Raw genomic sequence first — 12,403 nt, 5'->3', positions numbered from 1 at the left:
TAAACAAAGGCGACCCCCGATTATGGGATCGCCTAAACGATTAATGCGCTGTATCAGGATTTTGCATTTGCCCATTCATTGGAGCAGGTGCAAAGGAATTGACTAATTGCTCCATATCCTGTTCGGCAAGCTGCGGTACTTGATAATAATGATGTTTATTTTGATATACAGCCAGTTCATAAGCCATTTCAATGCAGTTTGGAACGGAGTCGGCAATGACTCTTCGTACAACAGGATTGGTTATCTCTAACGCAGCCAGTGCTTTTGAGCCTGCTCCTGCTTTTAGTGAACCAAGCATATAGCTGGAAATACACTCATCAGTAAGTTCGGATGCGGATTGTAAGGGTTTTTTCGGCTGGGAAGGCTTTAATCCGTATACAAAATCATTACCTTGTGTCATATTGTAAGGCTGCATTCGGATTGCAGGGTCTTGTCCAGTTTTAAAACAATCTACTGTTGTATTGTACTCTGTTTTCATATATTGAGTTTGTCGATCAAGTATATTTAACAGCTCTGGGTCCTTTACATGGGGACGCAGCAATGTATACAAATCTAATGTTCCAATTGTACCTGATAATACTTCATGTACATCAAATACTTCATGCCCGCCGTGATTTAATTGTTGATTAACCATACCTGTATGCATATTTTGATGCATCTGACCTTGGCCTTGCTGGTTTTGGAATTGCATAAGTCTCCTCCTCATAATAAAAAATCACTGTTATTTTGCGACTGAATGTAATTATTATTCATTTAACTAAATTTGGAGCAGTACCAATATTTAATGGAGTAAGGAGATGTTACAGGTGAATACTAAATTGAAGATAATTTTTGACTGGAGTGTTGGGAATGAGAGCTGTAACGTATCAAGGACCGAAAAATGTTTTAATTGACAATATAGATGAGCCTTCAATAGAAAAGAATGATGATATTATCGTTAAAATTACCTCAACCGCTATTTGCGGGTCTGATTTACATTTATATCAAGGAAATATGCCCCTGCCTCCAGGTTATGTCATAGGACATGAGCCGATGGGAATTGTAGAGGAAGTTGGAGCAGAAGTGACTAAAGTAAAAAAAGGTGATCGGGTGGTAATCCCATTTAATGTGGCTTGTGGTCATTGTGCGTACTGTGAACAGGATTTAACAAGCCAGTGTGACAATTCAAATCCACATTATGATTCAGGAGGCTATTTTGGCTATTCTGAAAAATACGGAAACTATCCGGGAGGGCAGGCAGAGTACTTGAGAGTCCCTTTTGGAAATTTCACCCCATTTGTAATTCCAGAATCGTGTGAATTAGAAGATGAATCATTGCTTTTTCTATCTGATGTACTTCCCACAGCATATTGGAGCGTCATCCATGCTGGCGTTAAGAAAGGAGATACTGTCATTGTCCTTGGCTGCGGTCCAGTTGGCTTGATGGCACAAAAATTTGCTTGGATGCAAGGGGCGGAACGCGTGATTGCAGTGGATTATTTAGACTATCGTATGAATCATGCGAAAAGGATTAATCATGTAGAGGTATATGAATTCACGAAATATCCTGATATGGGTGAGCATTTAAAAGAAATTACCCATGGTGGTGCAGACGTTGTTATTGATTGTGTTGGAATGGATGGAAAAAAATCTCCGCTTGAATACCTTGAACAAAAGCTCAAGCTTCAAGGCGGTACCCTTGGACCAATTCAAATGGCAACAAAGGCTGTAAAAAAAGCAGGTACAGTTCAAATGACTGGTGTTTACGGGGGGAACTACAACTTATTTCCATTAGGGGCATTTTTCGTCAGAAATATCACCTTAAAAATGGGACAGGCTCCTGTGATTCCATTTATGCCCAAGCTTTATGAAATGATTAAAAATAAAGAATTTGATCCAACAGATATTATCACACATAAGCTTCCTCTCGATAAAGCTGGTCATGGTTACCAAATCTTTAATGACCATGAGGATAACTGTATTAAGGTAGTATTAAAACCGTGAGTGGTGTTTTTTCCTTTGAGTTAGTGATTGAGTGTAATTTTCTGATATAAAAGGCATTTCGGTAACCAATACCTTTGATTGAGGACTAATTTAGTGAAAGTCTGTAGACTTAGGTAGTCAATAGGACTGATTCAGTAAAGTTTCGGTAGAATTTCTTCCACTTAGGTATCCAATTGGGCTGATTGAGGACCATTCTAATAAAATTTTATCACCAACGGTTGTCAATAGACTTTAGATTGGCTACCGTTGGTGATTTACTATGGGTCATTATGTTAGTCCCAGTATCTTCTTCTTGGTTGGTTCATATGGCAATTATCGCATATGTGGAATTCATGCTCCCATGGGAGTTTTTTTCCACATCGCCGGCATTTCTTCGTCATATTTTTCACATCTGTCTTTAATCTTTCGTGTACATGGTCACTAATTTCCTCCCTCAGCCGTTCCCAGTAAAGTGCTTCGGTTCGTTGATCCAAACGGTATAAAAACAGGAGATGGAGGCCAATTGCTTTATAGGATAGCTCTAATTCCTCGAGATTTCGTTTTTTAATCCTTGGCTCTGGAAGTTCGGAATTATTTAAGATCGCATACATTGTTTGTTCCCATTGCCAGATTAATTCAGGTTCTTTTTTTGAAAAAGGAAGATGCAAAAATCCATAAAGATCCATTATTGACAGCCTAGCTTCGATTTCAGTTCCACGGATCCGGTTATAAAGATCCATCTCTTCAGATAATGAAGCTTTCTTTGTTCCATTCGGACTTTCGAATTGCTCCCATAGCTCAAAAAAAGTTTCAAGATCATGGTAATATTTCTGAAATCTTTCAAAAATAGCATTTGTCGGAGCGACCGAAAAGGTTTGAACCGGCATATCTTCGGAATCAAGCAGTCTTTTCATCGTCCGAATATCCGAGACAAAAGCAACTTTTCCAACATTATATATACCCTTTCGTCCAGCCCTACCGGCAATTTGCTTCACTTCCTGTGATGTGAGCAACCTCCTCCTAGTTCCATCGAACTTTTCATTTTCAAGGAAAACAATTCGGCGAATAGGCAGGTTTAAGCCCATTCCGATGGCATCAGTAGAAACAATCACAGATGTTTCCCCTTGTATAAAACGCTGTACTTGTTTTTTCCTTGTCTCAGGAGGCATGCTTCCATAGATCATGCTTACAGAATGCTTAGTATTTTCAAGTCTTGAGGCTGTTTCAAGGACGCGTTTTCTGGAAAAACAAATAAGTGCATCTCCTTTTTTCACTTGATTAATCTTAAATTCTTTCTTTTCGACCTCAAGCGGAATGTCACGATTATATTCATATATTTCAATGTCCGCATCTCCAAGCAGCTGGAGAATCATTTCTTTTGCGCTCCAGCTGCCAATAATATGTACTTCCTTTGCATTGGCTTTCGTAATGGCTTTATACCAGGAGAAACCCCGATCTTTGTCATTTAGCATTTGCGCTTCATCAATGACAATACAATCATAGAATTCTTTTTCATGGAACATTTCAACGGTACAGGAAATATGTTTTGCTCCGGAGACGAGCTTTTCCTCCTCTCCCGTTTTTAAAGAGCAAGGGGTCCCTTCTCCATTCAGCTTATCGTATACCTCGAGTGCTAATAGCCGAAGGGGCGCCAAATACATGCCGCTATCAGCAGCTTTCATATTTTCTAATGCATGGTGCGTCTTCCCTGTATTTGTTTCCCCGATATGCAAGGTGTAGCGAATATTTCGTTCCACAGCAGGGTGATATTCTTGACCAAATATTTCATCAAGTATCCGTTCCTCTTCTTCCTTTTTACGCTCCATTTCTTCTTGCTCTTCTTTCCATTTCCGTTCCCTATCTTCTAATGCCTCTTCATATAACTTCTGATGTTCATTTAAATCAAAGGGAATCGTTAAAAGCTTAAGCAAGTCAGATATATATTCATCCTGAACGATCTCGATCAACTCATTTGCTAACGGTTCATACGCATATTCGAGTACGTTTTCAATCATCGATGTTAAAGTTGTTTCGGAGAAGGTATTTTTATATTCCTTTGCAATCGAATCAGGCAGCTGTTCTACCACCATTTTTGGGAGAATATCTGCTAAATATTCCGCATACAGTCTTTCATATCGATCATAATACGTTTCGTATTCAAAATAAGTTCGTCCATGGTACCGTGTTTTATGTATATCACCGGTAAGCTCGTGAAGGAAGTTTGATATTGTTGAAAAAGAAGTTTCATCAAACCCGCCAATTTCTACTAATTTTTCTTCCAGAGCAAAAGTATCAACAGGAGCGAATCTTCGTCTATTTTTCAAATCAGATGCAAACTGTTTTGCCGTAAAATGCCTGATATATAAATATAATGGCTCTTCATTCGCATCAATTATGTTATCTATTGATTGTTCTATGTGATCCTGCAGTCTTACCATTTCAATACGCAGCCTGTCTTCCTCCTCCTTTTGGAGAAAATCAGCATGTGCCTTTTTATATTGATTAGACCACAGTTCTGTTCGGTTATGAAACTTTTCATTTACCCATTGGTATGTATCAAAAGGTTTATATGTCCGCATTTCTGTTCGAAAAAGGTGATTAATAATCTTTCGGCTTACATTGTCTGTTTCAAACCCTTTTTCCAGTAAGAACGCTATTTTTTCTTGCTTCGGTACATTATTCGTTGCCTTATTTAGCCAGATATTTGTCCAAATTTGTTCAAGATACTGTTCCCTGTCAATAAGATAGTCCTCGAATGTAGGCATAATATTTTTGTTACCAAAATAATTATTCATGTCCTCTATTATTTTATTTTTTGTCTGTTCAATTGCATTAAGGTAAGTCATCTCCAGCTGCGTCATACTCTGAATCTCCTTCGATCGCTAGTTATTACCCCTTATTGTATCACTAGCCGAATAGAAACATGAACGTTATAGATTTTTATGAAAAAATAAAATAATTTGTTGACAAAAGCCTTGTTTCTTTCATATAATTTATCTAGAATTAAATTATCTTGAATTCAAGTTAAATCAATTCAAACAATATGGAGGCAAAATAAAATGACAAACACAAAATGGGCAATTGATCCGGTACACAGCAGTGTGGATTTTTCAATCAAGCATATGATGATCGCAAATGTGAAAGGAACTTTTAATAAATTTGATGCGGTGATCGAAGCAAATCCAGCAGATTTAACATCAGCAAATATTGAATTTACAGTTGATTTAGCAAGCATTGATACACGAAATGAAGATCGTGACAACCATCTTCGTTCTGGTGATTTCTTTGATGTGGAAAACCATCCATCCATGACTTTCAAGGCAACAAAAATTGTAAACAATGGCGATAATGAGTATGATTTAACTGGAAATTTGACACTGCATGGTGTGACGAAATCTGAAACGTTTACTGTTACTTATGAAGGATCTGGAAAAGATCCATGGGGAAATGAAAAAGCAGGCTTTACGGTTGAAGGTTCCGTTAAGCGCAGTGACTATGGTTTAACATGGAACTCTGCACTTGAAACTGGCGGCGTTTTAGTTGGAGATAAAGTGAAAATCAGTTTAGATGTTCAGGCAGCAAAAGCTTTATAAATAAAAGCAAAAAAGCGGCTCACCCTGTATGAGCCGTTTTTTTGCTTATCAGAGGTTTAGTGCATTAAAAAGTAAAAAAATGTGAAAATCGGTCACTAATAATTGTTTTGGTTACTCTTTTTTCCAATATAAGTAATTAACAGTCGCTAAAAGCAGATTTAGTGACCGTTTTTCCCATAATTAGTAAGTTTAAGTCTCCAAACAGTTGCTTAGTACTAAAATCCCCATTATTCTTTTACTGTGATTCATAAAATTATTGCTCTGCTAAAACTAAAGCTATTTTATCCTCAATCAATTTCCCTTTTGCATCGTTCAATAAATTGTTTAGGATGATTGAAAATATGAGCCTTTCCCCGCTTTTAGTATCCACATAACCTGATAGTGAACTAACCGAAGCAATTGATCCCGTTTTTGCTCTTACCTGCCATTGAGCAGGAGAGTTTAACATTCTGTTTCTAAGTGTTCCCCCGATCATCCTTTCAGGTGCTCCGCTAACCGGAAGTGAATGAAGAAAGTGATTAAACCATCGTTCCTTTTGAACAGCAAAAAGAAGGCTTGTTATTTCATTAGGTGGAACTAAGTTTATGTGGGAGATGCCTGATCCATCTCTTAATTCAATTGTATTGGTCCTGACACCCAATTCAGATAACTCAGATGCTAATACTTCCAGCCCTTTTTCCCAGCTTCCCTCTCCTTTAACCACTCTTCCCATTTCCTTAACCAATACTTCTCCATGGACATTATTGCTTAATTTCATAAAAGGAATCAGCAATTCAGATAAAGGCTTTGATTGATAACTTTTCAAAATTGAGGCGTTCATAGGTGTGGCAGCAAATCTCTGGCTGCCATCTACCTGAATCCCATTCTCTTCTAATGTTTGCTTAAATAGTTCAAGTGCAAAGTGTGTAGGCTCCCAGACAGCAATCCATTCTTTCTTGCTCTTTGCTTTCTCCGGAATCGTCCCTTCAACAATAATTGTATTTGTTCCATGTATACGCTCGATAGTAATAGTCTTCTCTTCATCTGATCCCACTGTTTTAGCATGGTTAATTATTTCAACATACTCAGTAGTGGGCTGAAGATCAATGGATGGCTCCTTTCCAATTTCAGTACCAGGCTTTACTTCAACAATTACTGTACCTGCATCAAAATCCTCGTCTGGTGAGACAGTTAGTGCTGATATTTGCGCTCCATAATAATAAGTTTCGTCACTCCAATTCATATCTCTTGAATAGCGAACATCATCATACCAAGTGTCATCTCCAATGAGATCGCCTTTAATTTCAATAATCCCTAGGGATTTAATATCCTTTGCCATTTGGTCAAAATTCGCCTTTAATAAAGTAGGGTCTCCTTTACCCCTTACATATAAATTCCCACTAAGTATATTCTTTTTCACCTCTCCATCTGTTAGTATTTCAGTTTGAAAAGTGTAATCTGCACCTAATATAGATAGAGCTGCAGCAGCTGTAAATAGTTTAAGATTTGACGCTGGCTTTAAACGGGTCTCGCCCATTTGTGAATATAGAATTTCACCAGTTGCCGCATTTCGGACGCTGATGCCAGTCAAGGCACCTTTTAAATCAGGTTCACTATGAATAAGATTATTTAGTTTTTGTTCCAGTCCAATGCTATCCTCAATTGCTTGTACAGGAAGTTGTTTCGAATGGATAAGTGAACAAATAGCTAGGATGAACATGATACTAATAGAAAGAATAAGAGTTTTTCTCAACTGAACCAGCCCTTTAAATGAAATCAGTAGCTATTTAGTATAGCCATTTGGATGGAAAAATAACATTTTCATCTTAACGGTTATAAAGTTAATTGGTATGATAGATTGTAATTGTAGTTGAGGGGTGAAAAAATGAGTGTCCATAAAGCGATAACCGCACATGTAAACAAGCAACATAAGATGATTACAACCTTCTTGGAGTTAGATCAAAAACGTGAGACTTATATTGAAGAAGCCATTTCAAATTGTAAACGAGACCTTGCATTTTCAACGGATAAAATAAATGCAGTAACCTCTATGATGAATGAGATTTCCAAGCAAGGCATTGTTCCAGCTAGAAAATACGTAACGTCTGAAATGGTTGAGGAATATGTAAATAGTATATTATAAGCTTTTAATAATAATAACCTGAAATGTACTTAACATTAAGTACATTTCAGGTTATTAAATGAGTTTTATTCGTCTTGTTCAGGAGAAAATTGAAACTTGGAGAGATTAATTCTTCCGTTATTGAAAAATTCCACTCCTTCGCTTTCGAGAGAAAGTCTTTGAATGGAATATTGTTCGTCGTCCTTTAATCCGATTTCTCCTTTTATATTGACAACTCGATGCCAAGGCAATCGATGTTTTTTGCTCATAGAATGAAGAATTCTGACTACCTGTCTTGCCCCTCTATGGCTGCCTGCTAATATGGCAATCTGGCCGTAAGTCATTACCCTTCCTGGAGGAATATTTTTTATTATTGCGACTGCCTTTTCTGTAAAAGTTTCCAAATGTCTGGCTCCTCTTCCCAGTTCGTTTAGTTTTCCACATTTTTTAATTCGCCTAATAACGGTGGAATTTTTTCATAAATAGCTACAACTTCATTCATTTTCATTCGTACTAGTCCACTTGATGAAGGGGCCACAAAATCAACGATACCTGGAATCACTGATTCCTTCTGTTTTCCCCAAGGCAGTGATTTTTTACCACTAAATTCCTGATATACTCCTTTTCCTACATAACAAACCATTTTCGGTTTAAGAGGCCTGATTTTCTTTTTCAGCTCTTCTCTACCCTTCTGATATTCTTCCTTCGTAATTTCATCTGCCGACTTTGTAGGTCTAGAAACAATATTCGTTAATCCATAACCAATATCTAATAATTTATAGTCTTCTTCTGCATCTAATTTTTTCTGTGTAAGACCTGATTCATGGAGAATTTTCCAAAAGCGATTATTTGGATTGGCAAAATGATGACCAGTTTCTGCAGATCGAATACTCGGATTAAAGCCAACAAATATAAGATCAAGGTTTTCTTTTAAATGATCCTTAATGGGGTTCAAAAAAGACACCCTTTCTTTTCCTATTCTTATTATGGAGAATACAAAAAAAGTATGACTATGTCTAGTCATTTAAAGAAAAAGAGCCTATAAAAATAGGCTCCAAGGCTTCAAAATTTATATCCCGTGTTGAAAGCAATAGTGGTTGACAAGTTCTTCAATTTGATTATGCTCAGGAAATTCACCAGTAAAATCAAAATGAACCTCTTCAATGAATTTACCATTTTTGGTTACATGTATAGCTCCACTCTTTCCTACAACACTGAACTCTGGCTCAAAACGATACCCATTTCTTTCGATTGCTCCCATAAGTACGACTCCTTTTTTTATTAGTATGGGATCTATTCGTTGAAAAAACACGGGAAAAGAAAAAGAGCCAAAAAAATTGGCTCCATCCTTCACCTATTATGCTTCTGTAACTTCGACCTTCTCCATTACGACTCCGTTAGTCATAGCTTTTACAGTTTCCATTCCAGAAGTAACTTTTCCAAACACTGTATGAACGCCATTTAAATGTGGCTGAGGCTCATGCACGATAAAGAATTGGCTTCCGCCAGTATTTCTTCCAGCATGTGCCATTGATAACGAACCTACTTCATGCTTATGTGGATTGCCTTCTGTTTCACAATTAATTGTATAGCCTGGTCCGCCAGTTCCTGTGCCATTTGGGCAGCCTCCTTGGCTAACAAAACCAGGAATTACACGGTGAAAAGTAAGTCCATTATAGAAACCTTCATTAGCTAACTTCTCAAAGTTGGCTACAGTTCCTGGAGCTACGTCCGGGTATAGTTCAAATTCAATTTTTTCTCCGCCTTGCATAAGTATGTATCCTTTTTTTGCCATGAGTAATCATCTCCTACTATTAAGTTCAGCCTTAATAATAACATTATTTACCCTTCAATTAAAAGTAATAGCATCAGAAATTGAATTAACTAAATAGCTCCATAAAAAAAAGTAAGATAAATACGATTAAACAGTAAAATGATACATGCAAGAATAAGGTTGTTAATCCAAATTTCAGATGATCTAAATTCTTTGTTTCTCTATTTGTTCTTGTTCGCATTATATCACCATCCTTATTTGAATAGTATATAATTCTAACTATTTTGACAATGACGTTTTGTAAATATGCAATCTAATGGTAAAATTTAGAATTTCTTATTGGCATTCTGCTGTTTTTTCATAACATCGTAGGATTTCTCAATAATATCAGTCAGCACATCACCTTTATAAATTCTGCCAAGCTTTGTATTTTGCTGATAATATTCGACAATTTCATCTAGCTTTTTAGACGTTTCATTTGCAATACGGACATTTAATTGAATACGTTTATCTTCACTCATAACAATGCAAAACCCTCCTGTAAATGCGATCTATCATACTGCTATCATTTGCTAGCAGTATGATAGTTGAGAAATAGCGATTGCTTTCAAATCGCTAGCTTAATAATCCATATTATAACACTCTGTGAATATAAAAGAAGAATAGTGTCCTTTTGAGGACTGCTATTCTCCTTTTATTTTAATTATTAAAAGTATTTTTCCATTTATCTTTAAGGAAATCGCCAAATTGGTCAAGCTCTTCCACTACATTCATCAGCTTTTCCTTCCATTTGGGTAGTTCTTCCTTTATTTTTTCAGCAGAATCCTTAATGGTTTGTTTGACTTCCTTTTGTTCTTTCTGTTGAGCTAGTTTCTCATTTACAGATTTTGTCGAGAAGTCATCTTTTTCAATATACGGAAGCGATTGCTCAAGGATTTCTCTAAATAAAGGGACAACCGTTTTCGTCGTGCTGCTCGATAAATAATGTTCACGATCTGTTTGATCATAACCTAACCATACTGCTCCGACAATATTAGGTGTGTAACCAACAAACCATTGATCTTTTGTACCATTTATATCATTGTAAGGCAGCTGTGTTGTTCCAGTTTTTCCTGCAATTTGAACGCCATCTATTTTCGTTGCTTCTCCTGTTCCAGATTCTACAACATTAAGAAGCATGGAATTCATTTGCTTGGCTACAGTTTTTGAGGTGACTTTAACTGTTTTTTTCTTCCTTTCAGCAATAATATTGCCAGTCGGTCCAACAATTTTAGTTATAAGGTGAGCATCATGTCGCTTCCCTTCATTTGGGAAGGTAGAATACGCTTCTGCCAGTTTCATTGGTGAAATTCCTTTATGCATTCCTCCTAAAGCAATCCCTAAATATTCATCCTCTTCCTCAAGCGGAATGCCAAAACGTTTTAAAGCATCAAGCCCTTTATCTAGCCCAATTTGATCAAGCAGCCAGACAGCAGGGATGTTTAAAGATTCTTCAACAGCTTTATACATTGGAACGTCTCCACCGTACTGTTTCGAAGAATTTTCTGGTTTATAGTCCCCGAAGTTCATTGGCTCATCCCTTAAGATAGAGGTTGCTTGGTAGCCTTCCTCTAATGCAGGTGTATATACGGATAAAGGCTTCATGGTTGAGCCTGGCTGAGCTTTAATGTGGGTAGCCCGGTTAAAACCGCGGAATACATAATCACCTCTGCCGCCTACAAGACCTCTTACCCCGCCTGATTGTGGATCTAATAATACGGCACCGCTTTGCACGAGGACACCACCTTTTCCTCTCGGGAATAGTGAATCCCTTTCATATATCTTTTCAAGATTGGATTGAAGATCTTGATCCATTTCTGTATAGATTCTGTATCCTCTTGTAAAAATTTCTTCTTGTGTTAGTCCGTATTGATTAATAGCTTCGTCAAGGACGGCATCAACATAATAAGGATATTTTCTTTCAATGAAGCTGCCATGTCCTTCCTCTAATTCAATTTTTTCAGAAATTGCCTCCTCATATTCACTGTCATTAATCATTTTGTGTTCCTTCATTTTTCCTAAAACGACATCTCTACGCTCGATCGCACGATCATAATGCTTAAAAGGGTCCCTTCCAGAGGGTGATTGCAATAACCCTGCAAGTAATGCAGATTCACTTACTGTTAAGTCTTTAGCACTTTTATTGAAATATTTATTCGAAGCCTGATCTATGCCCCAAGCTCCGCTCCCAAAATAAACTTGATTCATATACATCTGCAATATTTCATCTTTTTTATAGTTCTTTTCTATTTCGACAGCTAGAAACAGCTCCTCAATTTTACGTTTATACGTCTTTTCAGATGAAAGTAAAGCGTTTTTTGTTAACTGCTGAGTAATTGTACTTCCGCCTCCAGTTATTCTTCCGGCAAACAGATTTTTGAAGAATGCTCGTGCAATCCCCTTCAAATCAAAACCATTATGCTCATAAAAACGTTCATCCTCAATAGCTACAATTGCGTTTTTAACATAAACAGGTAATTCCTCAATCGAAACACCCTCTGACCGATTAGTAGCTAAATGGCTAGCAACTTCTTCATTTTTATCATAGATGACAGTAGATTGCTTTAATCCTTCCTTTAACGTTTCCACATTTGCAGTAGCGGCTATGAAGGCAAAAAAGAGTATGGTTAATAATACAAGTGTAAGTAAAATGAGCAGCAATATTTTTGTTAGATGCTTATTACGCCAAAACCTTCTAATTGCTTCCCAAATTGGCTGAATTCTTTTCATCGTATCTCCCTACTATATCCATTTCAAAGTTATATCTTTATAATAAACGAAAATGAGCCTAAAAGGTTTCATAAAGTGTCATTTTTGCTCTATAATAAAATGTCATTACGTGTTGATTGCTATTATTTATTATATATGTTATATTAGATATGCGATGAGCTAATTGCGTAAGCCGATGGACAGTCCTTCAAAGGAAATGCACGA

General features: G+C 36.9%; 12 protein-coding genes. 3 read left to right on the top strand and 9 right to left on the bottom strand.

Annotation, left to right across the window (positions count from 1 at the left end):
* Positions 1-40 precede the first annotated feature (40 nt).
* On the bottom strand, positions 41-691 hold the full coding sequence (locus tag FI644_RS22250; RefSeq protein ID WP_053476079.1) for a spore coat protein: 651 nt from the start codon (positions 689-691) through the stop codon (positions 41-43).
* 158 nt (positions 692-849) lie between these two features.
* Between FI644_RS22250 and FI644_RS22245 the strand changes: the two genes are divergently transcribed.
* On the top strand, positions 850-1,983 hold the full coding sequence (locus tag FI644_RS22245) for a zinc-dependent alcohol dehydrogenase (RefSeq protein WP_053476080.1): 1,134 nt from the start codon (positions 850-852) through the stop codon (positions 1,981-1,983).
* Between the two features lie 272 nt (positions 1,984-2,255).
* Here FI644_RS22245 and FI644_RS22240 read toward each other — a convergent pair whose 3' ends face one another.
* Positions 2,256-4,823 carry a DEAD/DEAH box helicase gene (locus tag FI644_RS22240; protein ID WP_053476081.1) on the bottom strand — a complete coding sequence of 856 codons (2,568 nt, stop codon included), beginning with the start codon at positions 4,821-4,823 and terminating at the stop codon, positions 2,256-2,258.
* A gap of 198 nt (positions 4,824-5,021) precedes the next feature.
* On the opposite strand from FI644_RS22240, the gene FI644_RS22235 reads away from it, so the two are divergent.
* Positions 5,022-5,555: a YceI family protein gene (locus tag FI644_RS22235; RefSeq protein ID WP_053476082.1), complete on the top strand. Its 534-nt coding sequence runs from the start codon at positions 5,022-5,024 to the stop codon at positions 5,553-5,555.
* Between the two features lie 253 nt (positions 5,556-5,808).
* On the opposite strand, the gene dacB is transcribed toward FI644_RS22235, so the two are convergent.
* Positions 5,809-7,287, bottom strand: a complete 1,479-nt coding sequence (dacB, locus tag FI644_RS22230) for a D-alanyl-D-alanine carboxypeptidase/D-alanyl-D-alanine endopeptidase (RefSeq protein ID WP_053476083.1) — start codon at positions 7,285-7,287, stop codon at positions 5,809-5,811.
* A 132-nt stretch (positions 7,288-7,419) separates the two neighbouring features.
* Between dacB and FI644_RS22225 the strand changes: the two genes are divergently transcribed.
* Entirely contained in the window at positions 7,420-7,677 is a 258-nt protein-coding gene (locus tag FI644_RS22225) for a YpbS family protein (protein WP_053476084.1), read from the top strand.
* 65 nt (positions 7,678-7,742) lie between these two features.
* Here the strand turns inward: FI644_RS22225 and FI644_RS22220 are convergent, their stop codons facing one another.
* The 6 genes from FI644_RS22220 to FI644_RS22195 all read right to left on the bottom strand — a co-directional run bounded on the left by FI644_RS22220 (position 7,743) and on the right by FI644_RS22195 (position 12,199).
* Positions 7,743-8,000: an MGMT family protein gene (locus FI644_RS22220; RefSeq protein ID WP_053477534.1), complete on the bottom strand. Its 258-nt coding sequence runs from the start codon at positions 7,998-8,000 to the stop codon at positions 7,743-7,745.
* Between the two features lie 86 nt (positions 8,001-8,086).
* On the bottom strand, positions 8,087-8,611 hold the full coding sequence (locus FI644_RS22215; protein WP_053476085.1) for a mismatch-specific DNA-glycosylase: 525 nt from the start codon (positions 8,609-8,611) through the stop codon (positions 8,087-8,089).
* A 114-nt stretch (positions 8,612-8,725) separates the two neighbouring features.
* On the bottom strand, positions 8,726-8,917 hold the full coding sequence (locus FI644_RS22210) for a YbxH family protein (RefSeq protein WP_053476086.1): 192 nt from the start codon (positions 8,915-8,917) through the stop codon (positions 8,726-8,728).
* Between the two features lie 96 nt (positions 8,918-9,013).
* Positions 9,014-9,451: a peptidylprolyl isomerase gene (locus tag FI644_RS22205; protein WP_053476087.1), complete on the bottom strand. Its 438-nt coding sequence runs from the start codon at positions 9,449-9,451 to the stop codon at positions 9,014-9,016.
* Positions 9,452-9,756: 305 nt separating this feature from the next.
* Positions 9,757-9,951 carry a hypothetical protein gene (locus FI644_RS22200; protein ID WP_053476088.1) on the bottom strand — a complete coding sequence of 65 codons (195 nt, stop codon included), beginning with the start codon at positions 9,949-9,951 and terminating at the stop codon, positions 9,757-9,759.
* Between the two features lie 178 nt (positions 9,952-10,129).
* Positions 10,130-12,199 carry a transglycosylase domain-containing protein gene (locus tag FI644_RS22195; protein ID WP_053476089.1) on the bottom strand — a complete coding sequence of 690 codons (2,070 nt, stop codon included), beginning with the start codon at positions 12,197-12,199 and terminating at the stop codon, positions 10,130-10,132.
* Positions 12,200-12,403: the final 204 nt, after the last annotated feature.

Origin of the sequence: Cytobacillus solani, assembly GCF_006704205.1 — a bacterium.
Classification (GTDB): domain Bacteria; phylum Bacillota; class Bacilli; order Bacillales; family Cytobacillaceae; genus Cytobacillus; species Cytobacillus solani.
This window is presented reverse-complemented; position numbering and strand designations above follow the sequence as displayed.